This window comes from Luteolibacter sp. AS25, from assembly GCF_046736275.1.
Taxonomy (GTDB): domain Bacteria; phylum Verrucomicrobiota; class Verrucomicrobiia; order Verrucomicrobiales; family Akkermansiaceae; genus Luteolibacter.
On the sequence record NZ_CP151837.1, the window covers coordinates 1,437,250 to 1,462,642 of the forward strand.

At 52.2% G+C, this 25,393-nt stretch carries 25 protein-coding genes and 1 tRNA gene; 12 read left to right on the plus strand and 14 right to left on the minus strand.

Going from position 1 to position 25,393, the window contains the following annotated elements:
* The first annotated feature begins 28 nt into the window (after nt 1-28).
* The gene (locus AAGA79_RS06650; protein ID WP_411827993.1) at nt 29-817 is read left to right on the plus strand and encodes a hypothetical protein; all 789 of its coding nucleotides are present in this window, start codon (nt 29-31) and stop codon (nt 815-817) included.
* A gap of 30 nt (nt 818-847) precedes the next feature.
* On the opposite strand, the gene AAGA79_RS06655 is transcribed toward AAGA79_RS06650, so the two are convergent.
* The 4 genes from AAGA79_RS06655 to AAGA79_RS06670 all read right to left on the minus strand — a co-directional run bounded on the left by AAGA79_RS06655 (nt 848) and on the right by AAGA79_RS06670 (nt 4,687).
* Nucleotides 848-1,771 carry an aspartate carbamoyltransferase catalytic subunit gene (locus AAGA79_RS06655; RefSeq protein ID WP_411827994.1) on the minus strand — a complete coding sequence of 308 codons (924 nt, stop codon included), beginning with the start codon at nt 1,769-1,771 and terminating at the stop codon, nt 848-850.
* Nucleotides 1,761-2,480 carry a hypothetical protein gene (locus AAGA79_RS06660; RefSeq protein ID WP_411827995.1) on the minus strand — a complete coding sequence of 240 codons (720 nt, stop codon included), beginning with the start codon at nt 2,478-2,480 and terminating at the stop codon, nt 1,761-1,763. Before AAGA79_RS06660 ends, AAGA79_RS06655 begins: the two co-directional genes overlap by 11 nt.
* Nucleotides 2,477-4,279, minus strand: a complete 1,803-nt coding sequence (gene purD, locus AAGA79_RS06665; protein WP_411827996.1) for a phosphoribosylamine--glycine ligase — start codon at nt 4,277-4,279, stop codon at nt 2,477-2,479. The genes AAGA79_RS06660 and purD overlap by 4 nt, the downstream gene beginning before the upstream one ends.
* A 66-nt stretch (nt 4,280-4,345) precedes the next feature.
* Nucleotides 4,346-4,687, minus strand: a complete 342-nt coding sequence (locus AAGA79_RS06670; protein ID WP_411827997.1) for a hypothetical protein — start codon at nt 4,685-4,687, stop codon at nt 4,346-4,348.
* A gap of 348 nt (nt 4,688-5,035) precedes the next feature.
* Here AAGA79_RS06670 and AAGA79_RS06675 point away from each other — a divergent pair, with 348 nt between their 5' ends.
* On the plus strand, nt 5,036-5,644 hold the full coding sequence (locus tag AAGA79_RS06675; RefSeq protein WP_411827998.1) for a hypothetical protein: 609 nt from the start codon (nt 5,036-5,038) through the stop codon (nt 5,642-5,644).
* A 9-nt stretch (nt 5,645-5,653) separates the two neighbouring features.
* Here the strand turns inward: AAGA79_RS06675 and pdeM are convergent, their stop codons facing one another.
* Together pdeM and AAGA79_RS06685 are read right to left on the minus strand one after the other, a co-directional pair.
* Nucleotides 5,654-6,304, minus strand: coding sequence for a ligase-associated DNA damage response endonuclease PdeM (gene pdeM / locus AAGA79_RS06680; protein ID WP_411827999.1), 651 nt, complete (start codon nt 6,302-6,304; stop codon nt 5,654-5,656).
* A 13-nt stretch (nt 6,305-6,317) separates the two neighbouring features.
* Complete coding sequence (locus tag AAGA79_RS06685; RefSeq protein WP_411828000.1) at nt 6,318-6,758, minus strand: nucleoside deaminase; 441 nt, start codon at nt 6,756-6,758, stop codon at nt 6,318-6,320.
* Between the two features lie 86 nt (nt 6,759-6,844).
* On the opposite strand from AAGA79_RS06685, the gene AAGA79_RS06690 reads away from it, so the two are divergent.
* Nucleotides 6,845-7,900: an LOG family protein gene (locus AAGA79_RS06690; RefSeq protein WP_411828001.1), complete on the plus strand. Its 1,056-nt coding sequence runs from the start codon at nt 6,845-6,847 to the stop codon at nt 7,898-7,900.
* Between the two features lie 120 nt (nt 7,901-8,020).
* Complete coding sequence (locus AAGA79_RS06695; protein WP_411828002.1) at nt 8,021-8,818, plus strand: NAD(+)/NADH kinase; 798 nt, start codon at nt 8,021-8,023, stop codon at nt 8,816-8,818.
* Here AAGA79_RS06695 and AAGA79_RS06700 read toward each other — a convergent pair.
* Nucleotides 8,815-9,729: a 3-methyladenine DNA glycosylase gene (locus tag AAGA79_RS06700; protein WP_411828003.1), complete on the minus strand. Its 915-nt coding sequence runs from the start codon at nt 9,727-9,729 to the stop codon at nt 8,815-8,817. The two genes, AAGA79_RS06695 and AAGA79_RS06700, sit on opposite strands and share 4 nt — an antisense overlap.
* A gap of 109 nt (nt 9,730-9,838) precedes the next feature.
* On the opposite strand from AAGA79_RS06700, the gene AAGA79_RS06705 reads away from it, so the two are divergent.
* Nucleotides 9,839-9,915, plus strand: a tRNA-Met gene (locus AAGA79_RS06705).
* 227 nt (nt 9,916-10,142) lie between these two features.
* On the opposite strand, the gene AAGA79_RS06710 is transcribed toward AAGA79_RS06705, so the two are convergent.
* Entirely contained in the window at nt 10,143-10,604 is a 462-nt protein-coding gene (locus tag AAGA79_RS06710) for a MarR family winged helix-turn-helix transcriptional regulator (RefSeq protein WP_411828004.1), read from the minus strand.
* A gap of 79 nt (nt 10,605-10,683) precedes the next feature.
* Here AAGA79_RS06710 and AAGA79_RS06715 point away from each other — a divergent pair, with 79 nt between their 5' ends.
* Nucleotides 10,684-11,907 carry a multidrug effflux MFS transporter gene (locus tag AAGA79_RS06715; RefSeq protein WP_411828005.1) on the plus strand — a complete coding sequence of 408 codons (1,224 nt, stop codon included), beginning with the start codon at nt 10,684-10,686 and terminating at the stop codon, nt 11,905-11,907.
* A 62-nt stretch (nt 11,908-11,969) separates the two neighbouring features.
* Here AAGA79_RS06715 and AAGA79_RS06720 read toward each other — a convergent pair whose 3' ends face one another.
* From AAGA79_RS06720 to AAGA79_RS06745, 6 genes are read right to left on the minus strand one after another with little or no spacing between them, the layout of a single operon-like run.
* Nucleotides 11,970-12,545: a hypothetical protein gene (locus AAGA79_RS06720; protein ID WP_411828006.1), complete on the minus strand. Its 576-nt coding sequence runs from the start codon at nt 12,543-12,545 to the stop codon at nt 11,970-11,972.
* Nucleotide 12,546: 1 nt separating this feature from the next.
* Complete coding sequence (locus AAGA79_RS06725; protein WP_411828007.1) at nt 12,547-13,089, minus strand: hypothetical protein; 543 nt, start codon at nt 13,087-13,089, stop codon at nt 12,547-12,549.
* Complete coding sequence (locus AAGA79_RS06730) at nt 13,086-14,282, minus strand: hypothetical protein (RefSeq protein ID WP_411828008.1); 1,197 nt, start codon at nt 14,280-14,282, stop codon at nt 13,086-13,088. Before AAGA79_RS06730 ends, AAGA79_RS06725 begins: the two co-directional genes overlap by 4 nt.
* Nucleotides 14,279-15,238: a general secretion pathway protein GspK gene (locus AAGA79_RS06735; RefSeq protein WP_411828009.1), complete on the minus strand. Its 960-nt coding sequence runs from the start codon at nt 15,236-15,238 to the stop codon at nt 14,279-14,281. Before AAGA79_RS06735 ends, AAGA79_RS06730 begins: the two co-directional genes overlap by 4 nt.
* Nucleotides 15,239-15,240: 2 nt before the next feature.
* Complete coding sequence (locus tag AAGA79_RS06740) at nt 15,241-16,449, minus strand: type II secretion system F family protein (protein ID WP_411828010.1); 1,209 nt, start codon at nt 16,447-16,449, stop codon at nt 15,241-15,243.
* An 18-nt stretch (nt 16,450-16,467) separates the two neighbouring features.
* Nucleotides 16,468-18,186: a GspE/PulE family protein gene (locus AAGA79_RS06745; RefSeq protein ID WP_411828011.1), complete on the minus strand. Its 1,719-nt coding sequence runs from the start codon at nt 18,184-18,186 to the stop codon at nt 16,468-16,470.
* A 213-nt stretch (nt 18,187-18,399) separates the two neighbouring features.
* Between AAGA79_RS06745 and AAGA79_RS06750 the strand changes: the two genes are divergently transcribed.
* The 6 genes from AAGA79_RS06750 to AAGA79_RS06775 all read left to right on the plus strand — a co-directional run bounded on the left by AAGA79_RS06750 (nt 18,400) and on the right by AAGA79_RS06775 (nt 25,278).
* Nucleotides 18,400-20,634 (plus strand): secretin N-terminal domain-containing protein, encoded by a 2,235-nt coding sequence (locus AAGA79_RS06750; RefSeq protein ID WP_411828012.1) that lies wholly within the window; start codon nt 18,400-18,402, stop codon nt 20,632-20,634.
* Nucleotides 20,635-20,685: 51 nt separating this feature from the next.
* Nucleotides 20,686-21,120, plus strand: a complete 435-nt coding sequence (gspG, locus tag AAGA79_RS06755; RefSeq protein ID WP_411828013.1) for a type II secretion system major pseudopilin GspG — start codon at nt 20,686-20,688, stop codon at nt 21,118-21,120.
* Nucleotides 21,113-21,589, plus strand: a complete 477-nt coding sequence (locus AAGA79_RS06760) for a Tfp pilus assembly protein FimT/FimU (protein ID WP_411828014.1) — start codon at nt 21,113-21,115, stop codon at nt 21,587-21,589. Before gspG ends, AAGA79_RS06760 begins: the two co-directional genes overlap by 8 nt.
* Entirely contained in the window at nt 21,586-22,002 is a 417-nt protein-coding gene (locus AAGA79_RS06765; protein ID WP_411828015.1) for a type II secretion system protein J, read from the plus strand. The genes AAGA79_RS06760 and AAGA79_RS06765 overlap by 4 nt, the downstream gene beginning before the upstream one ends.
* A 2-nt stretch (nt 22,003-22,004) precedes the next feature.
* Nucleotides 22,005-22,631, plus strand: coding sequence for a type II secretion system protein (locus tag AAGA79_RS06770; RefSeq protein ID WP_411828016.1), 627 nt, complete (start codon nt 22,005-22,007; stop codon nt 22,629-22,631).
* Between the two features lie 277 nt (nt 22,632-22,908).
* On the plus strand, nt 22,909-25,278 hold the full coding sequence (locus AAGA79_RS06775) for a DUF1349 domain-containing protein (RefSeq protein ID WP_411828017.1): 2,370 nt from the start codon (nt 22,909-22,911) through the stop codon (nt 25,276-25,278).
* Nucleotides 25,279-25,393 lie beyond the last annotated feature (115 nt).

Here is a 25,393-nt window from a genome sequence, read left to right on the forward strand (position 1 = left end):
GTTATGCACTATGACGGATCGAGAAGATTTGGATAAACTGTTTGAAGCAGCCCTTCATCAGAAAGCACCGCCTTCCCGATTCGGGACTCCGGAATCCCAACGTAAAAGCGGCCCTGCAGCTCATGGCACTCTTGACAACCAGGCAGCAAATGTAGGAAGTCGATTTCAGAGAGGCACACCACAGGAGCAAGCACCGTTTCAATCAGATGTAGAACCTCCGGACCATGCTCCCCAGCAGGCGGCCCTGCCATCGCAGGGTTTTGATTTTGCTCCACTACCGGCGCATCAGTCATCGGCCGTAGATCAGCGGTATGCATTCGGTTCAGCTGAAGTTGTGGAGGAGCAGGCCACTGCTTCACTAGATAATACGATCAATTCGGAACTGGCTGCAATACTTGATGAAAAGGTAGCGAAAGAGAAGCGCAGCAAGCGCCGGAGCTTGATGATAACCGCACTTATATTCTTTGGCGTGACCGGGGGTGGGAGTGCTTGGTTCGTTTCCAATCCCGGCCGGGTGGCGGCTCTGAATCAAACGATCGCTGAGATCAAATCGGTAGGTGACATTAAGGGTATGGTGACGAAATACCAGCAGTCCTTGGACAAAGTCGCGGTGCGCGGTGAGCAAATCAATGCCGCTACCGTGTTGATGGGAGTGGAACCGGCATCAGTTGCAGATATCGAGAACCAGGGTTTCGACCAAGAAATGCGGACGATGATGGGGGAAAGTGCAGGACCGACGACTGCGGCGCGTGACGCACTTGTCCGTAAAAAATTCAGCTCGGTGCAACAGAGTGGAACTCTGATGCCCGGGAAGTAATGAGAGCTCCCGGTGAAACGGGAGACACTCCTATGAATCGGAAGCGGGCTTGAGATAATACAAGACCGCCATCCGTGCTGCGATCCCGTTTTCAACCTGGTCGTTTATGAGGGATCGCTCGTAGTCCATGACTGCATCGCAAAGCTCCACGCCGCGATTCACCGGGCCGGGATGCATGATGTAGAGACCGCGTTTCTTGATTTCCTCAAGGCGCTGATCGGTGACTCCGTAGAGCCTGTGATACTCCCGCAAGGAAGGGAAAAACGGTGCGTCCTGGCGCTCCATCTGAACGCGGAGCAGGTAGACGATGTCCGGGCTCCAGGCCATGGCCGATTTATAGTCGGTGAAGCGCTGGACATTTTCCGGGCCATTGCGTGGATTGAGCGATCCCGGGCCGAGGAAGGCGACCTTTACACCGAGTTTTTTGAGGATGCAGGAGGTGGAGCGGGCCACGCGGGAGTGCAGGATATCGCCGATGATAAGCACTTTTTTCCCTTCTGGGTCAGGGAATTTTTCCTTGATGGTAAAAGCGTCCAGTAGTGCCTGGGTAGGGTGGGCGTGAGCGCCGTCACCAGCGTTGACCACGGAGGCATTCGTCTGTGCCGCAATTGCTGCGGGTAGGCCGGAGCGCGGGTGGCGGACGATGATGTAGTCCGTACGCATGGCCTGGAGAGTCTCCACGGTTTCCCGCACGGATTCTCCCTTGGTCACGGATGAGTGGCGGACATCGAAGTTTGTGACATCAGCGGAAAGACGTTTCGCGGCAACCTCGAAGGACGAGTGGGTGCGTGTGGATGGCTCGTAAAACAGGGTGAGGACTGATTTACCCTTGAGGGCGGGCACTTTTTTCACCGAGCGGGTGAAGAGTTCTTTAAATGGGGACGCCTGATTGAGGATGAGATCAATCTCTTCCCGTTCGAGCGATGCGATGTCTAGTAGATCTTTACGAGCCATAATTAAAAAGCGGTGCGTAGTGCAATCCCCCGAAGGCGAGTGTCATCAGGATGATGATGGCGAGGATAGCAGCATGGTGCCGTGAGCGTTTCTTTTTGAGAAAAATGTAGAGTGCCAGCGCCGAACAGAGGGCGAGCAGGCAGAGTGGAGTGATGAAATGTACGCCGCGGTAGGCGAGGAGTGACGGTATGAGGCTTAGGAGATAGGTTCCGCCTAGTAGAACCGGGTGTGCGGTGATCTTGCGGAGCTGGGCCACGGGATCGATGCTAGGTTGGTTGAGCTTGCCGAGTTCCTCGCGCTTGCGGATCTGGGCGATGCTGCGTGGATCGTGTCGCTGGGTGGGAAGCTCTGTCTTGTGAGTTGTTTCCGGAGCGGGAGCGAGCGGGAGTTCGTGCTTCCGCAGGGAGTGGTAAACCGGAGCTGGTTTGTAGGCGTCTTCGGATGTAGGCGCAGCCGGAACGCCGAGGTGAACGACCGGATCCCGGAGTTCGGTTTTGGGAAGTAATTCCCGCGGATCAGGCTCCGGAGGGGTGACGGGTGCCGGCTGGATAGGGGCTGGACGTGGCAGTTCAGCGGGTGAGGATGTTTCCGAATGAGCGGGAAGGGGGCGGGATGCCGAGAGAGGAGGTCTCGGCATTTCGTCTGGAATCCCCAGCTCTTCGCGAAGAGCGGCGATTTCTTCCGGGGTCTTTTTCTTATCGGGAATCATTTTTGTGTCGTGCTGACCACGCGGACGAGATCCTCGCCGTCCAGTCCTTCGAGGGAAACGTGGACATGGTCGTGGCGCTCTGTTTCGAGATTGATGCCGGTGTAGGTTGCGTGGATAGGGAGTTCACGGTGGCCGCGGTCGATCAGGACTGCCAGCTCCACTTTGGCCGGACGGCCGTAATCGGAGAGGGCATCGAGAGCCGCGCGGATGGTGCGGCCGGTGAACAGAACATCGTCAACGAGGATGATGTGTGCACCATCGATGGAGAACGGGATGTCGCTTTCCTGAAGTTTCGGGTTTTCGTGGAGGTGCTCGAAATCATCCCGGTAGAGTGAGATGTCGAGGACGCCGAAATCGAGATCGCGATCGTCTTCCGAAAGCTGGGTTAGGAGGCGCTCGGCCACTTCATCACCACGTGAGCGGATGCCGATGAGTGCGATGGCACCGTCCGGTTTCGCGGCGCGGATGGCGGCGGCGAGGGTTTTGACCCCGGCATCGATATCGTCAGCAGTGAGGGTGAGCTTGATGTTCTCCGGTGCGTGGGATTTCGCCTCAGGGAAATTGAGGATGCCGATATCGGTGCGGCGCTGCTGGCCGTCGAAGGTGATTTTATCTGCTGCCGCGTGGGCGGCGGAAACGGCGGAGAGGCGATCATTTCCCTGTGCGACACAGGCGAGCACGCGGCCACCATTGGTCTGCCACTGGCCATCGACGAGTTTGGTGCCGGAATGGAAAACCTGTTGGCCGGTATCTTCGATGCCTTGGATGATATCGCCGGAGCGGGAGCCTTCGGGGTAGGAGTGGGATGCCTGAATGACGCAGACGGACCAATCGTCGGTGAAGGAGATGGTTTCCTTTTTCAGGGTGCCCTTAGCGCCATCCATGCAGAAGGTGGCGAGGTCTCCCTGAAGGAGCGGCATGACCGCCTGGCACTCCGGATCACCAAAGCGGCAGTTGTATTCGATGATTTTCGGCCCGTCGGATGTGAGCATGAGACCAAAGTAGAGGAAGCCACGATATGGAAGTTTCTCCGAAACGAGTGCCTGAACAGTTGGAGCAACGATTGCTTCATCGATTACCTGAAGGAGGTCGTCCGAAATGAGTTGTCTGGAGGCAACCGCGCCCATGCCGCCGGTGTTTGGGCCGTGATCGCCGTTTTCGAGGCGTTTGTAATCACGGGCCGGTGTGAGTATCATATATTCGTCATCGACGATGGCTGCGAAGATGGAAACCTCCGGGCCCACGAGGCATTCCTCGACGAGGAGGCGGCCGGGGCCAAAGCGTTTTTCGGTGAACACCTCGTTGAGGAAATTCATGGCTGCTTTTTCATCCGGGCATACCGCGACGCCTTTTCCGGCAGCGAGTCCATCGAATTTGAGGACAGTCGGGTAGGTGGAGTTGATGGCAGTTACGGCCTCATCAAGCGACTCGCAGGCAACGGCAGCGCCGGTGGGAATATTGTTCCTGAGGAGGAAGTCCTTGGCGAATTCCTTGCTGGCCTCGAGCTGGGCGGATTCCTTCGGTGGGCCCCAGCAAGGGATATTGTTTTCAGCGCAGAGATTGGCGAGGCCCTCCTGGGTGACGAGATAGGATTCTTCTCCGGCGATGCAGAGGTCGATCTGATTTTCCTTCATCCAGGCGATGAGAGAGTGGAGATCTGTGGCGGTTGTCTTCCCCGCGAGCTCGAAAATGGCATCGCTCCCAGGGAAACAGAAGAGGGTGGGTTTAACCGGAGATTGAGAGAGGGTATGGATCAGGGCGTGCTCACGACCACCTTTGCCGACAACAAGTATTTTCATCTCCGGTTGTTTTCGGAGAAAAGCCACCGATGGGCAAGTGCGGAGATGTGTTTCCTTCGTGACGGATCAGCTGGAGCTCTTCGGTGGGAGCAGTGAGCCATCCATATCGCCATCCGTGAACTCCGGAAGCACGGGTTCCTCGAAGTCCGAGGGAAGGGCAAACGACCAGAAGGAGCGCTTGCGTTCTTTCTCAAAGGCGATGGCGCGGTCCTTGCCGAGTGGCATTTCCTTGAGGTCCTTTTCACGGACTTCGACGACATCTACGCCGGAAGAGGTAAGATCCGTGATGGAGAAATCCGTAACGGCCTTGGTGGCATTTGACGCGGTGCTCTTCACTGCGCTGACTGCTCCGCAAGAGGAAAGAGCGAGGGCAAGTAGTGCCGGGGAGAGTGAGTTAAAGAATTTCATGGGTAGCCGGAAACGGGGGGAGGAGCGAGATCTGAGAGCAAATGCTTTGCCACATTTGGAACTATGTCGAGAATGGCTTCCAAATGACCTGTTTCACTTTCGTCACATACCCTTAGCATCAAGAGCGAACCCAAGCGTGTGCTTTGTCTGACTTATTTGGGATTTCTCAACAAAATGCGTATTGCGATCGAGGAGCGCCGCCGCAGAAGTGAGTTCGAAAGTGCGTGATCGGAGATGTGGACTTCGTATCTCCGACCATCGGGAGGGGGCAAACTTCCTGATATACGGACATTTTGGGCGATGGCACCGGTAGCTTGCCAGCGTGGTATCATGTATTAGACTCCGGTTATGAACGATATTGAAACTGCCACGTCTGAGGTTGCTGGGAAACCTTCACCTCGGAAGATATCGTGCCTGCTGGCGGGGGTGATCGCTTTGGCTCTGATTGCGATCCTAGCGGTTGCGGCCTGGTTCTGGTTCAACAGGCCTATCAAGCCTGTGGAGCTCTCCCAGCAGGAGGTGGGTGTGATCGAAGAGAAGATTAGCACGCTCGAAGAGCCGACTTATGAGAAGGGTAGGAAGGAAATTATCCTTACCGAGCGCGAGTTGAACGGTCTGCTGAACGAGAATACCGATCTTGGAAATCAGCTGAAATTTTCTCTGGGAACAGATGAGATACATGCCCGTATCGAGACGGATCTGGACGAAGATCTGCCAGTTATGGGTGGGAAAAAATTGAAGGCACGGGCGCGGTTTCTGGTCGGTATGATCGATGACCGCCCATCGCTGGTGCTGGACGATTTGACAGTCTGGGGTGTCTCCATGCCCAATGACTGGCTGGCGGGGCTGAAGGGAAAGGATCTTTTGAGCGAGGTGTTCGGCAGTATGGAAGGGCTCCGTGGAATAGAGGATCTGAAGATCGAGCCAGGCCGCCTGGTTGTGAGACTGGCTGAGTAGCTGGTTGGCTTATTTTTGAAATATCGCGTCAGGCAGCTCGATGACTGCTGACTGGTGGGTGACAAAAAATCGATCCGCCGGAGCAGGCCGGACAATCTGGCCACCTGTGAAACTTCCGAAGGAAGGAATGGTGAGAGTATTTTCCCTTAAATGGAAACAGGGCATCCGGAGGTGGGTTCGTTTTCCATCTGGTATTTTCACAATAGGATGAATGTGGCCGCAGATATTGAAATGGTCGGGAGAGGCTTCCTCGGGTTTGTGAATGATCCGTATGCTGCCGATATCCAGGTAATCTGGCTGCGGGAGGAAATCCGGGAGGTGCTTGATTTTCTGATCGTGATTCCCTTTCACCAGCACAACGGAAATAGCGAGACTGCCGACGAAGTCGGAAACAAGTTCGAAGAGATCCGGAGTCAGGCCGGTTGCGGCATGGAACAGGTCGCCCGCGATGATGATTTGATCCGGTGAATACCGGTCGGCTAGAGCGGCGATACGGTCGAGATCCTTCTTCGAATCACCCTCAGGAACAGCGAGGCCCTCCGCACGGAAAGTAGCGGATTTCCCCAGATGCACATCAGCTAAAACCAGATGGCGTTTCTCCTTTTCGATCAGTAGCGAATGATCAGGTAGAAGAGTAATATCGTGCTGGGGTAAGCGCATGAGAGTGATACCTCTAGACTTCTCCGATGTCCTCGTTCCAAAGAGTTGGATTATTTTTGATAAACTGCTCCATCATTTCAATACACGTGGGGTCGTTTACCACGTCGAGCTTTACGCCATTGGCGCGGAGATGTTCTTCGGCGCCTAGGAAAGTTTTGTTTTCGCCGATAATGATGTGTGGGATTTTATAGAGTAGCGCGGCCCCGGAGCACATCGGGCAGGGAGAAAGGGTGGTGTAGAGAACGCATTCCCGGTAGATGGCCGGTGAAAGGCGGCCTGCGTTTTCCAGCGCGTCCATTTCCCCATGTAGGACGGTGCTACCTTTTTGAATGCGTCGATTGTGGCCCCGGCCGATGATTTCACCCTTGTGGACGAGAACACTTCCGATCGGGATTCCGCCTTCTTCGAGGCCGAGCGTGGCTTCGTTCACTGCAGCTTGTAGAAAATTATCCATGACAGAAGCTAGACGTGGCATAGGATGGCCGTCCAGCGAAAGACCGTCGAAAAAGTGTCGGTTACTGGATTACAGAAAATAGCGACATGCCAAAAGTAAGATTAGCGGGGATCGTCACAGGTGAAAAAGATCCAAACAGACAAGTACGGGCCAAGTTGCTATATATGCTCTTCAGCCGTGGGTGGGATATCTACAATTCGAACGGAGACCAGCGGATATCGCTATCGAATATTGAGAGAAAGATAATAGAATCAGAGGCTTTTGTATTTACCCCCGGTGCCTCTCTGGAGGATCTGTTTAAAGCTATCTCGATTTTCGTAGGTTATCAGACGCTGGATAAGAATCTGGAGAACAAACCGACTGTACTTCTTAATTCGGATCACTCGTGGGATAAGCTTTACGGAGTGCTGGAGCATCTGAACGAGATGGGAACCATCCAGCAGAATGCCCGCGAATACCTGCTGGAAACGAATTACGTTGAGGGTGTGCTGGAGCTATTGGAAGAAGCCCGGGAAAACGGTCTGCCGGATGTAGGACGTGAACGCACCGGAGAGGTGGCAGGGGAGTCATTCGAGACTCCACTTCCGGAAGGCCACATCGGTAACGTATGTGTCTTTTGCTCGGCATCTATCAAGAAGGAAGGTTATCTTTCAGATGGCTATGAATTCGGCAAGCAACTGGCGGAGAACAGCTTGGGATGTGTTTCAGGAGCCGGTAGTTCCGGAATTATGGGCGAAGTCGTGCGCGGCTCCGTAGATGCCGGAGGGTGGACAGGGGGCTCGAACGTGCCTCATATCATCGAGCTGGAAGGACTGCCCGATGGGCTCTCGAGTTTCTGGCTGAAGCCTGATATCTACACCCGGATGGAAATCATGATCGAGCGCTCCGAGGCATTTGTCATTTTCCCGGGTGGTGCAGGGACTGTGCAGGAAATGCTGGCTCTTATGATCTTCAAGCATCAGGCGAAGAAAGGTATGCGTGACAAGCCAGTGATTGTCTATGACAGGATGGATTCATCCGGGAAACGCTTTTGGACGCCTTTGATCGAACTATTGGGCGAGTGGTGCTACGATGGAGAATTTGTCGTTGTCCAGGAACTTGAAGAGATAGTTCCGAAGATCAAAAGCATGATCGGAGTATAATTTCTATTCGGCCTGAGCTATCGATGCTTGTCAGTATTAACTATTCCAACCACCTTAAACCAAGTGAAAATCGGTCTGCTGCTAAATCCCCGGAAGCCAGCGGGAGTAAAAACTCTCAATATGCTCCGGTCCGCTCTCCGTTATCGCGGATTTGAATGCGTTCTGGACAGCGTTACGGCTGAATTCATTGGCGAAGAGGGAGGAATTCCAGCAAATAGTTTTTCCAAGCACGTGGATATGGCTGCCGTATTGGGTGGCGATGGCACCATGATGCATGCCGTTTCCAAGTTCGGAAAATTTGGAAAACCAGTCGCCGGAATCAATATCGGCACGCTCGGCTTCCTGACTACCTGCACGGATGCGGAAATCGATCATTTCGCAGCCTCTCTTGCTGAGAAAAGCTACCGGATCAGCGTCCGGATGCTATTGGAGGCGACAATCAAGCGACTGGATGGCACAGAACAGAGGTATTTTGGTCTCAACGAGGTAACCATTGCCCGCGGCGAGACAGGACGCCTGGTGACACTAATAGCGAAGGTGGATGGCGAGTGGCTGAACCGGTATCGAGCGGACGGTCTTATAGTTGCAACTCCAACGGGTTCCACCGCCTATAGTCTTTCAGCCGGAGGGCCATTGATTGCACCGCAGTCGAAGGTGATGGCGATTACACCAATTTGTCCGCACAGTCTGAGCCAGCGTTCGCTGGTGCTTTCCGATGATGTGGAGATAGAGATTTTCCCTGAAAGGGCCGACGATGGGCCGATGATCTTCACGGTGGATGGACGTGATACCACCAGAATTGATTCCGGGGATCGGGTTTTTGTAAAGAAATCCAGCCGGTCGTTCCATTTGCTACGGCTGAAAGAGACCTCTTTCTACAAGGCGCTGAGGCAGAAGCTGGGATGGCAGGGAATTTAGGAACCGTTAGCTAAATAGGCCGTATCTGTGATACCAAGGAGGCTCATGATCAACTTGTTGCGCAGTTTCGAGGCTTCTTCAGCGAGGATTTTTTGATCCCTTTCATACTCGCGGCGCCCTTCTGCGGTTTCGATTTTAATAGGCGTGACGTTCCACTTGCTGAGATCATATGGGCTGGCGCGCATGTCCAGATCCCGCAATCTGGTTGCGAGATGGAAGGTTTCCAGAAGGATGTCAGAGCCAACCCAAGGCATGGATTTTGCGGCCCATTTGTAGAGGTCCATGTTCGCATGCACGCATCCGGGTTGTTCGTTGAGAAGTCTCGTTTCGATTGTCGGTTGGATACGGTTCAGTGGTCTGGCACTTTGAGCGAAAAAGCGGAACGCATCGTGGTGCGTGCAAGTGATGGCTCTCGATTCCACCAAATCGTCGGTGGCTTTCTGGCCTATCCGCAGAGGTGCGAGGGACGCGTGCCTAATTTCCTCCGCGCGATAAACCATGGCCCATTCATGGAGACCATGGCATGCGAAGTTCGGCGGGCGACTTTCGGTGGCAATTAGGAGATCCTTGATCCAAACCAGCCGTTCTCTGAGCTTTACGGTTAACTTTTCGAGGTTCAGAAAACAGATATCGTCTTCCAGCGTATAAAATTTTCCCTGAAATCTAGGTGGTAGTGCCTCGATATTCTCCACAAGTAGACCAATTCCCGGGCCCGGATGCCACAGCTCTATAATCGCAATAGGGTAGGGGTAATAGTTGAAGAGAAAGTCTTCCACCGGATGGGACTCACCCCGATCCCGCCGTTTCCTAGGCCCGCTGGTTAGTTCGGATGCTCTGGCATAATGGCTTTCGCAACGTCTTTCCCACTTGGTTTGTGCGAGAATCTCTGTTTGGTGGAAGGTGTTTGGCATCTCTGTGAAGGAAAGAATCAAAAAATGGAGGAAGATTCAAAATAACTCTTGCGGAGTGAGGTAAATCTCGTGTAGTTTGTCCGTCCAGCCGAAAGGCAAACATCCTAATCGCGGGATGGAGAAGTCAGGTATCTCGTCAGGCTCATAACCTGAAGATCGTAGGTTCAAATCCTGCTCCCGCAACCAATGAAGGCCGCTAAGTATCAATAACTTGGCGGCCTTCTCCTTTTTATAGGAAACGTGCCGATTGATGATTTTAAGTTTCCGGTTCAGAGATCGAGAAGGCCCAAAACACAGCCGACGAGGACATTCGGTGTTCTGCCATGTACTGCAGAAATATCTTCCTGCGAAACACGAGAAGTCGGGAAGCTGTTTAAATCCAAAGCATGAGGGAATTGCTTGTCTGCGGCTCCTTATGCTGAACCGCTGAGATTTGAATCGAGACCCGGCACTTTTCCTCCCAATTTATCGCGGACGGAACGGGTGAGTTCCGCCAAGGTTTCCGCCTCCTTCTTACCAATCGTTTCTTCGATAAACTGATCGATCTCCAGCCAGACCTTGTGGACCTGCTCAAGCATTGTGCGGCCTTTATTGGTCAATTCAATGGCATTGCTTCGGATTTCGTTTGGGTCAACTTTTCTGGAGATCAGCCCGGCAGACAGGAGCCTGGCTGTCATGGTGCTCATACTCGCAGGAGAAACCCCGAATTCTCGCGCGATTTCGCTCTGTGCGGAAGAGCCCATGCGTTCCAGCGCGTCAAGAATTCGAGCTTGTCTGGGACGGATCCCATATTTGCCCAGACGGCGTTCAAGTTCCCGCTCCACCAGGTCAGCGGAATGAAGCAGGAGATGCAGTCGGAAGGAGTCAGGTTGCATACCTACAGTTAATATGTTAATAAATGGTCCGTTGCAAGAACGGTTCCCAAACAGCACGTTTCAATTTTCATATACCCTTATGGTTTTTAATCCTACTTCCAGCCGGGCACCACTTTCAGCTATCGCAATCCTGGTGCTTGCGTTGCTCTCGGCGGTGGCTCCGTTCGCTACAGACATGTATTTGCCGGGATTCACGCAAATCTCCGTGGATTTCGCCGTGAGTGCTGCGTCGGTGCAGTTGACACTCACAAGTTTTCTTATTGGACTGGCAATGGGACAGCTGATCATCGGCCCGCTCTCCGATCGGTATGGCAGGCGAAAGCCTTTGTTGATAGGGACTGCCCTCGCAATCATTGCTTCCGGGCTCTGTGTGGCTGCCCCGAACATTGGATCGCTGATCGCATTGAGAGTATTGCAAGGGGTAGGTGGTGCTGCAGGGGTAGTCCTTGCCCGCGCAATTATCGCCGATCGTGCTCCTGATGCCTCATGGGCGGCAAGGCAGATGCAAATTATGATGATCATTGGCGGCGTGGCGCCGGCCATAGCGCCGATAACCGGAACTGCCATTGTCCATCTTTTCGGTTGGAGGGAGGTGTTTGTGATCACAGCTCTGTTGTCGCTGGTTTCTTTCCTCGGTGTGATCTGGTATGTTGACGAAAGTCTGCCCTCGGAGAGTCGGATAGCTGGTGGAGGAAGGGTATTTTTCAGATCCCTACAGCTGCTTGCAAAAAGTCGTGCCTATATTGGATATACATTCGTTACAGGTTTCACGTTCATGGCCCTGTTCGGTTACATTTCTTCCTCGCCATTCATTTACCAGAACGTTCTGGGATTTTCAGCCACGCAATACTCGCTGGCGTTCGCTATCAATGCCTTGGGAATTGTGTTGTTCGGAACCGTGTCTGCAAAACTCGTTTCGAAAATAGAGCCCCGTCAGTTAATTGCTTATGGTTTGGCGGTTTTGATTGTAGCCACTCTTGCCATTCTTTCCGGTTCACTGTTGGGCGCCGGACCTGTATTTATGGCTCCTTCAATTTTCTTCGCTGTTGCTTCGGTGGGGGCGATCCTCGGAAATGCAAACGCTTTGGCAATCCGACAAGTTCCCACTGTGGCGGGAACTGGATCAGCTGTAGTCGGCGCGCTGCAATTTAGTTTGGGAGCGCTGGCATCTCCAATTGTAGGCCTGGGAGGAAAGGGAAATTCTCTGCCAATGGCACTGGTGTTGTTTGGCGCTGCGAGCGCCGCCACATTATGTTTTCTATTACTGACCGACCGGGGTCACCCGGAGGGTAACCACCAATAGCAGAATCCGCGGGCTAAAAGGGAACGGTTACAAGACGGTGAGCCAGCGATCTGTTCTCAAAACTAGTCCCTGCCGCCGCCGCCACCACCGGAAGAGGGCCTCCTCGAGTATTCTGTCCTATCGGAGTCAGGTCGGCCCCGGCGATCACGGTCGGAACGGTCCTTATCATCATCATCCTTGTCGTTGGATTCCTTTTTGCCGTCATCGCTTGGCTTGGCAGCAGTATTCATCGCTGCTGTCGTAGCTTCCAGGTTATAGCGGACTTCCTGCTCAGCTCCGTTGATTGCGATGAGAGCTGTGGCTTTCATGTAGTTCTCACGATCTGTCGCGACATTCTTCAGGACAATATTGTCAGGATTATTCGCACCCTCGCGGATAATCATCTGCTGGGTGCGATTCGCTTTATTGGCGATCACTATTAGCCAGCCATCAGCCATTTTTGTAACTCCTTGAAGTTCATATGAGCTGGTTTTGGTAGGAGCTACAGGTCTGCTCTCCTGCTTTTCTCCGGTGGACCCGAAAGGATTTCTCGTCAGGATGACCGAGTAATCGGTAGGACTCGGCTCGGAGGGAGGGTCCGCTTTTAGTTGGATGGGAACGAACAGAAAGGCGAAAAATATGATTTGGTAGGGTTTCATTTTATTCTCCTGTGAATTCGGGGTGGCTCTCGACAATCCACTGATCGACGGTCACTTGGCAGGTGACGAGGCTTTTTGCTTCAGGATCGGGAGAGATTTTCAAAGAAGACACTCCACGAAATGCCTTCGGAGAATGGAGTTTGCATAACCATTGGATGATCTGCTCCGTGTTACCTTTACCTGAGACAACCACTTGGGTGCGGCGGTAATGTCCGCCCTCCGGCTCAATATTGAACAGCTTGAGTCCAAAAGTGGAAAATCCCAGATCGTTCGAGGATCCAGCGACGAAGGTCTGCAGGTCGGTCATGGCCTTGCTGTATTCCTGGGGGGCGGGTTCGTTCTGATCCAGCCACTCACTATCGGGTGCCAGGGCCGAGGCAAGGCTGATGCTAGCGAGGGAAATTCTTGCCTCAGCTTCCAGCATATCCCGTTTCGCGCGGAGCGCGTCGATTTGTTTCTTGTAACGGGTGCCGCCAATTACCAGACAGAAAAGAAGCACCATCCCGACAAGTGCGAAGAGCATGTTTTTTTCGCGTTTGTTCATGGTCGATCCTCCCAGTTGAGCGTGCCTTCGTAACGGAAATCCCATGTTTTTGCAGGGGATTCGGTGGGGGGGCGATTCGTCCACTCATATCCCGCGAATTCAGGAGCCTTCTCGATTTCCGAACCGAAGCTATTGGCAGGCCCGAATGTCGGAGACTTTCCACGCACGGCAAGGAAACCAGGGCGCACTTCGAGTGAATCCAGCCTGACTTGCTGGCCTTCAGGCAACGCTTTTGCTACTGCTGCGTAGCTCTCAAGCGGCCAGGACTCTGAGGTAATGGCCTCCAGCTCGTTCCATTTTCCCAATAAATCATTGTTCATGGCCACGACTGCCCGGTGATCTTCGATATCCTCCTCAAAACCTGCGATTTCCCGTTGAACCATAAATAGCCGGAGATAGAGAGTGAGTATTGCCAGCAGAAGAATCATGGCCGCAGCGATGCCGATGAGTTTCTTCCTCTTGTTGGACTTGCGGACGTTTCTCCTGTCTTCCACCTCCTCGGGGACGAACTGGAGGTGCTTTGACTGGAATCTAATCTCAAGAGGTCCTGTCCGGATCTCCACGGGGCAGGGGAAAGGTTTCGACTCTTCCCCCAGTGGGGTAGGCGCGTTTTCCGTGGTGTAAACCACCGCTCTTTCAGGGACGAATTCTATTCCTGAAATTGAAAAGTGAACCTGAAGTAGGGGCAGGAGACCCCGAATCTGGGGCTCCAGTTCTCCGGTCCCGAGGATATCGGCATGGATGAGGATCGAGTCCTTGTAGCAGCCATATACCCAACGATCATGTTCCTTCCAGAATATGATCTCTGTTCCTGCTTCCAGGGTTTTCGCCAATATATTGAACCGAGAATCTATCCATGTTTTCTCCGCCGGTGTTTTCTGCAGAACTACACGGCAGTAGTAGGAGAACTGCTCATCGGAATAGATCTTCCATGCATCCACCTGTTTATCCCTGAGAGGTCCGGCGGAATGTGCCTGGGCTGCGGTGATAACTGTTAGATATTCCGCATCTTCTTCACCCTTGAAGACGCGCTCAATGGAAAAGGACACCGTGCGAACAGGTAGCAGAACCACGTGCGGCAGTGCCTTGGATGAAACGCCGGTTTCCGATGGCGGAAGGATCCGGTCCGCTTCATTTCGCCAGCTTTTCCAACCATCATCGGGTGATGGTGCTATCCATTGTTCAGTCGTCATTTTTGGGTTGGTGAGAACGTGTCACGGAATTTTTCCTCTTGGAACAAAATAACAGGTCCGTTGTTTCGCTGCTCGATTACTGTCGTTATTTCTTTTTCGGTGATGGCAATTTTAGCGACGCAGTGGACTCGCCGGGTTGTGCTGCCGGATTTGAACCGTCCGCTGATTGTGTTGTAATTTGGCTTCTTGCGGGAAATTGAAAGGGAGCCGAGTGCTTGGCTGATTTTTTCGAAAGTCACATCATCCTCGGTCCCAAGTATATCATCACCCCCGCGGACGGTTGTCTGAAACTGGATGGCCTGTGATTCCTCCACCTCGGCGCCACTGATGAGCAAATCCAGGCTGGTTTCGTAGATATCGAGGAGCCCGTCTCCATATATGGTGAAATATTGCTGCCAGTCCGGTTTGAGCGCTGCGAGATCGCCCATCCCGAGCACTAGCTGCATCTCGGGTATACTTTGGAAAAACCTGTTATATGGCCGATCGGTAAATCCCAGCTGCTCGTATCTTTCCCTTTCGGCTCCGTTCAGCTGCTCGCCATCGTCCTCATCCACCCAGTCAGACATTGCATCAGCCAATGCCTGGGCCGCATCAGTGTCCATTCCCCAGTATTCAAATAATCTGCGGAGCAGCGCCTTATCTCCGCGGGCAAGAACCGCATTGATATTGAGTTTGGCGTCCTCTGTCGTGATCTCAACCGAGTAGCTCTCGAATCCGTCTTCGGAAACATACTGCAGCAGAGGATCATCACGCATTATCTGAGGGTGGGCACCGAAGCTCAGGGCCTGATTGGCCAGAGCATCCACTTGAACACCGTAGAACTGTGTTCGTTGCTTCTGGATATCACTTTTTATCAGAAAAAGGGTAGAAACCACGATCCCGCCGAGAAGGGCGGTTATGAAAATAACGAGTATCAGGGCGGAGCCTCTGCCGTATGTGCGTGGCTTGACTTTCATATCTAGCCTCGCATTTTACCGATACTGTCGTAGATCGCCTGAATGAGCGTGTAGCAAAGAGCACCTACCACCAATGCCATTCCAATAAGCATAACAGGTGTGAGAACGGAGATCAGACTGTTCATGATGATCCGGAGTTTGGTCTCGTAATAGTCCGATGCTCTTTTTACCGAGCGGGAAAGGCTGCCGGTCTCGTCGCCCACCGCGATGAGATCAATCATGCTTGTCGGGAAAATGGACGACTGCTTCATGGCGCTGGTGAGCTTGATGCCGTCTTTTACCTGATCGACCATCGCGAGAAGTTTCCTTTTATAAAACCGGTTGGCCACTGTCTGGTTGGCCAAGGTGAGCCCTTGGGCCAAAGGAACTCCGTTCGTCAAAAGGTTTGAGAGCGTTTTCAGCCATTGAACGAAGAAGCCGTATTCGAAAACCTTACCATAAAACGGCAGCTTGATTTTGGCCTCGTCCCACCAAACCTGATTTTTTTCCAGCATGAAGAGTGCCTTAAGTCCCAGAATGAGGATTACTAGACCGATGATGATTATATGCCAACTACTAATCAGAACGCCGCTCATGAACATGGAGAGTTTGATGCCGAATGGCATATCTCCGCCGCTTGTGGATGTGAGTAGATCGGAAATCTGTGGTAGCAGGTAGAATAGGAAAAGGGATATGGCACCCAGACAGGCCAGAAGCAGGAAGCCTGGATATAGGAGCGCCATAAGAAGGCTACTCCGGATGGATGCCTGCTCTTTCAGGTAAATGGAATGCTCCCGTATAATACTGCCCAGGGAGCCGCTGGCCTCACCTGCTGTCACAAGATTTCTATATAGATCATCGAAACGATCCGATACCTGCTCCAATGCCTTACTGAAGGGAATACCATCTGTTACGAGACTTCGCAGCTGGGTGGAAATTTCCTTCATGGTTCCTTCTTCCTCACGGTTGGCCATCGAGGCTAGTGCCGGCTCCAGCGGTAATCCGGCGTTAAGTAGCTCTCCGAGCTCTTCTGTGAACAGGATGATATCGCCACCGGAAGGCTGGCGGGTGGAAACACGCTTTGTCCTCCCGGCTGATTTCTGTTCGATAGAGGTCGGCTGTAGCCCTTGCTTCAGAAGGGCTAGCATCGCGGCCTTCTTGGAAGATGCGCTGAGCGTGCCGGATTCGATGGAGCCATTCTGGCTCCGTGCTTTATAGGAAAATGTAGACACTGGGTTTTGGGTTCCGACCTATCGGAGAAGATGGCTTTGGGTGGAGGATAGGACTTCTTCCATGGAAGTAACGCCCTGCATGACTTTTCTGAACCCATACATACGCATCCCTTCGAAGCCCTCTTGCGCCGCTTTTTCCCTAAGTTCGAATTCATCACCATTTCTCCCGATGATTTCTTCAATCGCCTCGGAAATACGGAAGATTTCATACAGTGCCACGCGGCCCGAGTATCCGGTGAAGCGGCACTCCGAGCAACCGACAGCCTCGTGGGGGATACCCTCCAGTTCGGGTGGGATTCCGATCTGCTCGCGCTTATGCTCGTCCCAGTCCTCGATAGGCTTGGCGCAGTGTTTGCAAAGACGGCGGACCAAACGCTGGGCGAGAACACCCCGGACGGAGGCGGATACCAGAAACGGCTCCACTCCCATATCAATCAGGCGGCTCACCGCTCCGACGGCGGAGTTTGTATGCAGTGTGGAGAAAACCAAGTGACCGGTAAGTGATGCGCGGATGGCGATTTCAGCCGTCTCGGTATCACGAATTTCCCCCACCATTACCACATTGGGATCTGCCCGGAGGATCGAGCGCAGGCCTTTGGCGAAGTCGAGACCTACCTCGGGCTTGACGGCGATCTGAACAAGTCCGGGAAGCTTGTTCTCCACGGGATCCTCGATGGTGACGATTCTGGTTTCAGGCCTATTGAGTTTATCCAGGAAGCAGTAAAGGCTGGTGGATTTTCCGCTACCGGTGGGCCCGGTCGCGAGTATGACTCCATCACTGAGTTTGAGGACCTGGTCGATTTCATCGCGAACGTGTTTTTCGAGTTCCAGTGAATCCAGGCTGAATTTCCCTTGGTTGAGGAGTCGGAGGCTGACTGTTTCTCCTTCCACGGTGGGGATCGTAGCCACGCGCACATCCATCGAGCGACCTTCGTGGCTCATGTGGATACGGCCATCCTGGGGGATGCGGCGCTCTGCCACATCCAGCTTTGCCATGATTTTCAAGCGGGCCACTACGAAGCTTTCCAGTTTATGAATATGCTCCGGAATAGGGACGTCCAGCAAGTGCCCGTCCACCCGGTAGCGGATTCTCAGTTTTCCCTGATGGGGCTCGAAATGAATATCCGTCGCTTTCTGGGAGATTGATTCACGGATGATGTTGTTTACAAATTTCAGGACCGAGGCCTCTTCCGAAAGATCGTCATCAATTACCATGGCCTCATCCTTGGAAATGAGATGATCGATGTTCCGTTCATTCAGGATGCTCTCGAATGTACCCGCGCCCACACCATAGATTCCGCTGATGGCTTCGCGAACCCGGCGGCGGGAACTGATCTTCCATGTTACGGGAGTGGAGATTGCCCGGGACACCAACTGGCGGGCTGTCATATCGAACGGATCGTAGCAGCAGATTTCCACCTTCTCGTCGGTTATCTCCAACGGGACGACCTTGGCGCGAACTGCCAATTGGGCGGGAAAAGCTTCTGCAATTTCCTCGTTTTTGGCGGAAATGATTGCTTCGTCGAATAGTTCCATACCAATTTTCTCCGAAGCGAGACGGGAAAAATCATCCTCTTTCAAGAGGCCGGAATCGAGCAGTTGATCGACACCCGTAACCTGTAATTCATGAGCGTTACGCATGACGGAATGAAGCGCCCCCTGGTCGGATATACCTGCCGCATCTGCCAACTCAGCGATCCAGCGATAGCCACGAAATTCCGTCAAGGTATCTTCCATAACCGGAAAACTAGCTTTCCTGGCATGCTGTGCAAGATGGGATTTATCAACAATCGGTTAGATAAGGTGATATTTACGAATTTTAGTCGCGTAACCTAATGAATGAATACCTTCGCCAAAACAGGAATTCTTCCACCTTGCTTAATCGCCACGAAGTTCTTATCCGTTGCACTTATGAGTTTGATTTGGGAATTTTCGAATAAACTACAGGCCTTGAAAATATGGCCGGTATTTCTGCTATGTATTCTTCTTCCTCAATCGCTCAGTGCCCAGATTGTTGAAGGAATCCAGGAAGAACGCGTGGAGGAAGCTATCCAGCAGCCGCAAATGTCCGGTCTGGTGATTGCGGAACATTACCGCACCTGGACAGGAAAGAGGGTCCTCGTTAGTAATACCGCGCAGACCAAAACAATTGTTTTCGTGCAGCCGGGAGGAATCTCATACCGCGAGGCTGCTTCACTGCTCGAAAAAGCCTGCCTTCTCGAAGGTCTGGTATTTATTCCCAGTGGATTGGATGAGGTGAAGCTCGTTCTGGCGGAGGATGTGAAGCCACAGGGTGTTCCTTTCATTATTGATTCAGACCTATTGCCGAAGGGGGATACCGTAGTGAGTTATTTCATGCCGCTGGACCATATCTCACCGGACGAGGCAATGAAGGCTTTCCAATCAGTGGCCGGAACAATGAAACCGCACGGTTCCCTAACTCTCGTCGAAAATGCTAATGCTCTGATTATTACCGAAAATACAGCGCTTATTAGGGCTTTGCTGGCTGTTAAAGAGGCAATCGATCTGCCTCCTTCGCAGATTTCGCGGGAAATGATTCGTTTGGTTAACGCGGATGCGGGCACGGTGGCGGAGCAATTGCAGGCAATCATCGATACACAGTCCCAGGGTTCTACGGCTCAGACACGTTCCTCCGATGGAGACCGCCGGGATGGTGATAGAGACAGATACCGCCGAGAACTTGAGGCTGCCGCCCGTGCCGCCCAGGACCAGGGCACATTGAAGAATGTCAGCGTGGTAGGGGATCTTAGGACCAATAGCATTTTCCTGATGGGGCGTCCTCTGGATATCATGTTTGTAGCTGATTTGATCAGGGAATTCGATCAACCCGGAGACCAGCGGAAATCGTTCACTTTCAAACTCAAATACCTTCCGGTGGATGATTTCCTTATCATTGCCCAAAGCGCCATCCAGAGAATTTCCGGCACGGAAGAAGTAGCCGGTGGAAACCGGACCAATAATACCCAGCAAACCCAAGCCCAGAATAACAACAATGCGGCTAATGCGGGTAGTACGGCCGCTAGTTCACTGGATGCCGTTCAGCGTTCGGAGCTTCCCCAGTCAATTTTGGTCGGAAAAACATTGTTGGTAGCTGATGCCATCAACAACACGCTCATCATGCAGGGCCCACCGCAAAGCATAGAGGTAGTAAAAAGCCTGTTGGAAGAGATGGACGTATCTTCAAAACAGGTGCAAATCACCGCAGTTTTCGGGCGTTATACTATGGACGGGGAGAAGAGTTTTGGAGTCGATTACGCAAAAGCGTTTTCGGAGCATGGTGATGGATCAGGGCTTGCGATTCAGGGGGACACAGGCTTTCCGGTAGTTGTCGATCCCAATAGTCTCACTGCCGCCAGCGCATTTCCTACTTTTGCAGGTGGGATCGGTGGTCTTTCCCTTTACGGGCAGGTGGGTGAGAATTTCTTCGCTTATATCAGAGCTCTCGAGACCTCCGGAAAGTTCAAGCTGCTTTCGAAACCTACCCTTTTCACCACGAACAACCGGGTAGCTGTCCTTTCATCGGGTCAACGGATTGCCGTTCCAACATCAACAATTTCCCAAGCGGTCGGCACGGTTGATTCGATTGCCCAGAATACCACTATTGAGTTTCGCGATGTATTGCTGAAATTAGAGGTTATCCCATTGGTGAATTCAGACGATGAGGTGACCTTACAGATTTCCTTCCTGAACGACAACGTGGTGGGAAGCCAGGTAATCGACGGAAACTCGATCCCCACAATCGGCACAGAGGAGCTGACTACCACAGTGAAGGTTCCCAACAATGGATCAGTGGTTCTAGGCGGTCTTATTACTGAAAGGTCGACGGAGAGCGAGTCCGGTATTCCCATTTTGAGCAGTATCCCGGGCATTGGTAAGATTTTCAGCTCCACGACTACGGGCAGTTCCAAGGAAGAACTTGTGATCATCATTCAGCCGAAGATCGTGGATAACCAAACTTCGTTGGACGAGCTCCAGAGCTTCAATTCCCGCCAGTCTGAGATCACTAAAGAGGCAGTTGAGTCCCTTTATGTTGGTGATTACATCGTGGAGGAAGACAGGTTCGTGGATAGCAGCAAGACGCCGATCCCCGCAGTCGAGGAGCAGCCGAAAAAGAGCATGAAGCGTTTTTCCTCCAGAAACCGTATGAGAGGCTTCTATCGCTAAATTTTTCCCGAAAGATTCGCAATTCTTCAACCGAATATATATTTCAAACCCATGAATATTGGAAACCCGAGAAACAACCGCAAGCAGTTCTCCGCTGCCTTCACCCTTATTGAAATCGTCATCGTTATGGGCATCATCGCTGTTCTGGCGGGCGGCACCATTGCCCTGATGGGAAACTTTGGGGAGGGTGCGAAAGTTCAGAAAGCAGAAACGGAAATCAACTCCTCTCTGGCTGCTGCCCTTAGGCAATATGAAACCCTCGCGGGACAGTTCCCAACCACCGATCAAGGACTTATGGCATTGGTTGAGAAACCTACCAAAGCCCCGACCCCACGCCGCTGGGCATCTTTGGGCCTTAAGGAAATTCCAGTGGATCCGTGGAAAAACGAGTATTTCTATGAGAGCGACGGTCGTACCTACGTGCTCATATCGGCTGGTTCCGACGGTGAGCTGAAAACGGACGACGACATTAGCTCCGATGACTGAGACGCCTAGGCGCGGTGGCTTTACGCTGTTGGAGCTGATCGTTACACTTTCGATCGTAGCTCTATTCATCGGTGCCGCGCTGAGCTTCACACATCCGCGTTCCAGGAAGATCGCGGAACAGTTTGATGCTGAATTGCAGGTATATATTAGGGGCGCAAGGTCACTTGCTCTCCAAAACGATGCCAGCGTCTACCTGCACTTTACGCCGTCATCGATTTTACTTTCCCCGGAAATCACTGATGCGGAATTGTCTTTGGGTGTTCCTGCATTAGCTGTGCCGCCAGATTTGGAACTTTATTCCATGAGCGGTTCCAGATGGGTCAGGATTACCAAGGGCTCACCATACGTTCAGCTTTTTTCCAGATCCGGCTTAACAGAACCGTTTCAGATTCGATTCCGCTATGAGGAAGCCGATTTTGAATATTCTTTTGATGCTCTATCTGCAATGCCCGTAGAGACTGAATTATGAAAGCGGGGGTATTAAGAAGAGATGCTGGCTTCATGCTGATGGAGGCAATCCTCGCACTCGCTATCTTTTCAATCGTTATCACAGGAATTGTATCCGCACTGAATGCGACCGCCTCATTGGTCAATACAGTCAGGAGTGAGCGATGGATACAAAAGCAGCAGGAGAATGTACTCATTGAAGTATTGAAAACACCGATGACCTTGGAGGAGTTTCAGGAAGAAAAAGTAATACCTCTGGATTCTTTGGGGGCACAGGCCCTGGTCACCGCCATTCCTCTGCAGCTGGAGAATCAGGATGGGGATATACTGGAGGGGCTTTATCAGGTGGAAGTTACGATCGAGTGGCTGGAAGGCCGAACCAAACGGCAGTCGAAGTTGACGACACAGCATTATTATCCCTTATACCAAAACTGAGGATGAACTGTGGAAAGCAGAAAAATGGATTTACCTTGCTGGAGTTGGTTCTTGCTCTGGGGATTCTTGCCATACTCACCGCTTCCATATTCAGCGTGGTTGGATCGGTTTTGGGCCTAACCAGTGCACTTGTATCCGAACAAAAACGGGAAGCGCGTCTGGATGATTTCGAAAACTATATCGAATTTGCATTAAGGCAGTCCGCAGGTGATTCGCAGTTCCAGCTCAGCCAGGATACCCTGAATACAAATATTCAGAGTTTTTTTATCACCAATTCACATATCCCGTATCCTTCCCAAAATAAGGAAACTATCGCTTTTACTTCCGAGTTCAGGACGGAGATAGCGCCTGGCGGATTGTTACAGGTTCTACAATATCACTATCCCGAAGAATCGGATCCCAGTGCATCTGAATTCACTGTCCCCGACGGTATTCTGCTTTTGAAGGAGCTTACCTACTGTCAATGGCAGTTTTACGATCCTACCATCAATGATTGGGTGAGTGAATGGGGGACGGAAAAGGGCAGGCCCAGGCAAATCCGTTTCCTTTATCAGACAGAGGGTATGGAGTTTGTGTTCACTAAAAGTATCTGGCTGCCATCACCTGTTACGGTGCAGATCAATCAGTAAGCTTAGAGAGAAAGCGGAACGGCAAAGTGTGGGGGATTTTGCTTCAGCCGTAGGTCTAGACTGCAACCCGGGTATTCCTTGGTCCCTATAAAGCGGAGGCAACTTATATTGGTCCAAAGTTATGCCTATAAATTTGGTGGCACCACCCAAACGGGGGGTATTCATACCGATGGCTTACCGGTTACTCTACCAAATGCTGAATTAATCGATTCCATTTTTACGGGTGTGGTAGCCCCTGAAACGGGATCGGAAGATTCTGCCAAAACCCAAAACCCCAATGAAAAGAATAAGAAATATTGTATTAACTACAGTCGTGGCACTGTCATCCACCGCAGGATGTCTAGCTGTTGAACTAGGAGAACGAGCCAACTGGTTGAGAGGAGCATGGGGAGGCTCGTGGACGCCGGCCAATATGGAAAACGGACGGGTGGAAACCGTTTCAATTGATGATTTCATCACTCAAATCAGTGGATTCAATACTATTGGATACATTCAGGTGAAGCTATCTGGTTCGTATATCTACTCACCGGTCCACCATGCACCGCATGCGATACTCGAGAGTCTGTGGCAGGGAGATACGGACTCAAATGGTAATCCAATCAATCTGGTGGTTCCTAGAGCTTCTTCGGGGGTGGATCCATTTCTGAACTGGCTTACCGCCATTCGCGCTGCAGGGTTGAAAACCCAGGTTTATGTAAACAGCTCGAACATGCTCGAGCGTAGCGACACCATTTCCAATCCTGCATCAATCGGAAATATAACCGACCGATGGAAGGCCTTCTGCGATTCTGATCCAGAGGCGGTGTCGTTTGTAAATAATCATCCCTATCTGAGTTCGGGTGATCCTGAGAACCGTAAATACATGTTCTGCTACGCGGAGTTCATCCTCAAGGAGTATGCGGTGCGCTACGGCGATATGATCGATGGCTGGGTGTTTGATTCGGGGGACTTCATGGTTCACGCCGGAGATGATGCCACAAGTGGTGATGAGAACGATCAACGGGTCTACCAGGCCTTTGCCGATGCAGTGCATGCGGGAAACCCCTATGCGGCCGTGGCGTTCAACAATGGTCCCAACCGTGAGACCAATGCGGCAAACGGAGTGGTTAGTCCGTTTACCCCAGCTACGCGTCATGATGACTATATGTTCGGACATCCCTACAACGGCGGGACTAATCTGGGCCGTGTGGATAACGGTAACTATGCCAGGAACTTCGCCATCCCGGAATGGATAGCTGAAAAATCCGGTAACGTTCACAATGACTATAATGCCTGGACCTTCGACGATAAGGTCGTCGGGCATTTTTACCCACCGATGAGCACTACTTCCTGGGCTGGGGGAAGCACTGCGGCTCTTGCGGATACTGATTTCAATCTGTGGAATGAAGTGGCTGTCAACGGCGGAGGCTCGATTACCTGGGGACTTCCGCTTGTCCGTTCGAATGCCAGCAACGTCAACGGTCCAATCGTGACGGTGAACGACTGGGCATATTCACAGCTTGAGCAAATGGATTCCTATATGAGCAGCCGGATGGCAGGTCTTTTCGGGATGCTTGAGGATATCGGTTCGCCTGCCATCTCGGGAGTTTCCTCATATAAGAGATCTACAGGCCAATATATCATCAATGGTGCGGGATCCGACGTCTACGGAAGGAGCGATAGCTTCTATTTTCCGTCAAAATATCATGCGGGAAATGGTGAGATCGTCGCGCGTGTAAACTCCGTCCAGAATACAAATGAATGGGCCAAGGCGGGAGTCATGTTCCGAGCCGACTCTGCTGCGAATGCGGCGAACGTGTTCATAGCGGTGAGACCCGATAGGCAGGTGTCCATGCAGTATAGAACTGCGAAAAACGGTAAAACCGTATCCTTGGGATTGGTGGGCAACACCAGCGATGCGAAGTGGGTAAAACTCGTTCGGGACGGATCCATATTCACCGGCTTTTACTCCACGGACGGCGAGGCTTGGACGAAGATCCGGGAAATTACGATAAATAGTATGCCCGAGACCTCACTTGTTGGATTGGCCGTGACTTCCCATGATGTTTCCACTCGTTGCAGGGCTGCAATTTACAATGTATCGATTTCCAGCAGACCACTCGGTTATTTCACCAGTGCGGTGAGTGTTGGCGATCCGGAGATCTCCGGTGGTATTGGTCACGGTGATGGAGCATATGTATTGGATGGAAGTGGTTGGGATATTTCGAGCACAGCGGATGAATTCTTCTATGCCTCGCAAGTCCGCAGCGGAAGCCAGACTATCGTAGCCCGCGTCACCGGAGTGGAAAAAACCAATACCTGGGCGAAGGGCGGTGTCATGATTCGCGAGTCACTGAATGCGGATGCAAAACATGTGATGGTAGCTGTACGTCCGAATAAACAGGTGTATATGCTTTACCGAAATAGCACAGGTGGGACCACAGTTTCCACTACATTGACAGGTGATGCGGTTAATCCGAAATGGATCAAGCTGGTGCGTAATGGAAACGTGTTCACTGGTTCATACTCAACAGATGGTAGCAATTGGACCACTCTGAGCACCCAGACTGTCACCATGGCATCCAAAGTAGAGGTTGGGCTGGCGACCACCTCACGGAACATCTCGAAATCGTGCACGGCTGTATTTGACGAGCTCCTGATTGAATAGTAGCTGAAAACGCTGACATCGACCTGATGTTTCAGTGCGGCTAGCTGCGAATGCTGTTGGCCTTTTGTGACCCCGGGTGAGCCTGATATCTTGCCCGGGGTTTATTTTTTTGTTT

Excerpts from the sequence above, each read along its gene's own strand:
- purD (WP_411827996.1), bottom strand. The coding sequence starts at position 4,279 with ATGAAAATACTTGTTGTCGGCAAAGGTGGTCGTGAGCACGCCCTGATC.
- AAGA79_RS06695 (WP_411828002.1), top strand. The coding sequence starts at position 8,021 with ATGCTCCGGTCCGCTCTCCGTTATCGCGGATTTGAATGCGTTCTGGAC.
- AAGA79_RS06760 (WP_411828014.1), top strand. The coding sequence starts at position 21,113 with ATGACTGAGACGCCTAGGCGCGGTGGCTTTACGCTGTTGGAGCTGATC.
- AAGA79_RS06700 (WP_411828003.1), bottom strand. The coding sequence starts at position 9,729 with ATGCCAAACACCTTCCACCAAACAGAGATTCTCGCACAAACCAAGTGG.
- AAGA79_RS06745 (WP_411828011.1), bottom strand. The coding sequence starts at position 18,186 with ATGGAAGATACCTTGACGGAATTTCGTGGCTATCGCTGGATCGCTGAG.
- AAGA79_RS06670 (WP_411827997.1), bottom strand. The coding sequence starts at position 4,687 with ATGAAATTCTTTAACTCACTCTCCCCGGCACTACTTGCCCTCGCTCTT.
- AAGA79_RS06675 (WP_411827998.1), top strand. The coding sequence starts at position 5,036 with ATGAACGATATTGAAACTGCCACGTCTGAGGTTGCTGGGAAACCTTCA.
- AAGA79_RS06655 (WP_411827994.1), bottom strand. The coding sequence starts at position 1,771 with ATGGCTCGTAAAGATCTACTAGACATCGCATCGCTCGAACGGGAAGAG.
- AAGA79_RS06660 (WP_411827995.1), bottom strand. The coding sequence starts at position 2,480 with ATGATTCCCGATAAGAAAAAGACCCCGGAAGAAATCGCCGCTCTTCGC.
- gspG (WP_411828013.1), top strand. The coding sequence starts at position 20,686 with ATGAATATTGGAAACCCGAGAAACAACCGCAAGCAGTTCTCCGCTGCC.
- AAGA79_RS06735 (WP_411828009.1), bottom strand. The coding sequence starts at position 15,238 with ATGAAAGTCAAGCCACGCACATACGGCAGAGGCTCCGCCCTGATACTC.
- AAGA79_RS06710 (WP_411828004.1), bottom strand. The coding sequence starts at position 10,604 with ATGCAACCTGACTCCTTCCGACTGCATCTCCTGCTTCATTCCGCTGAC.
- pdeM (WP_411827999.1), bottom strand. The coding sequence starts at position 6,304 with ATGCGCTTACCCCAGCACGATATTACTCTTCTACCTGATCATTCGCTA.
- AAGA79_RS06685 (WP_411828000.1), bottom strand. The coding sequence starts at position 6,758 with ATGGATAATTTTCTACAAGCTGCAGTGAACGAAGCCACGCTCGGCCTC.
- AAGA79_RS06690 (WP_411828001.1), top strand. The coding sequence starts at position 6,845 with ATGCCAAAAGTAAGATTAGCGGGGATCGTCACAGGTGAAAAAGATCCA.
- AAGA79_RS06770 (WP_411828016.1), top strand. The coding sequence starts at position 22,005 with ATGAACTGTGGAAAGCAGAAAAATGGATTTACCTTGCTGGAGTTGGTT.
- AAGA79_RS06730 (WP_411828008.1), bottom strand. The coding sequence starts at position 14,282 with ATGACGACTGAACAATGGATAGCACCATCACCCGATGATGGTTGGAAA.
- AAGA79_RS06765 (WP_411828015.1), top strand. The coding sequence starts at position 21,586 with ATGAAAGCGGGGGTATTAAGAAGAGATGCTGGCTTCATGCTGATGGAG.
- AAGA79_RS06725 (WP_411828007.1), bottom strand. The coding sequence starts at position 13,089 with ATGAACAAACGCGAAAAAAACATGCTCTTCGCACTTGTCGGGATGGTG.
- AAGA79_RS06720 (WP_411828006.1), bottom strand. The coding sequence starts at position 12,545 with ATGAAACCCTACCAAATCATATTTTTCGCCTTTCTGTTCGTTCCCATC.
- AAGA79_RS06775 (WP_411828017.1), top strand. The coding sequence starts at position 22,909 with ATGAAAAGAATAAGAAATATTGTATTAACTACAGTCGTGGCACTGTCA.
- AAGA79_RS06715 (WP_411828005.1), top strand. The coding sequence starts at position 10,684 with ATGGTTTTTAATCCTACTTCCAGCCGGGCACCACTTTCAGCTATCGCA.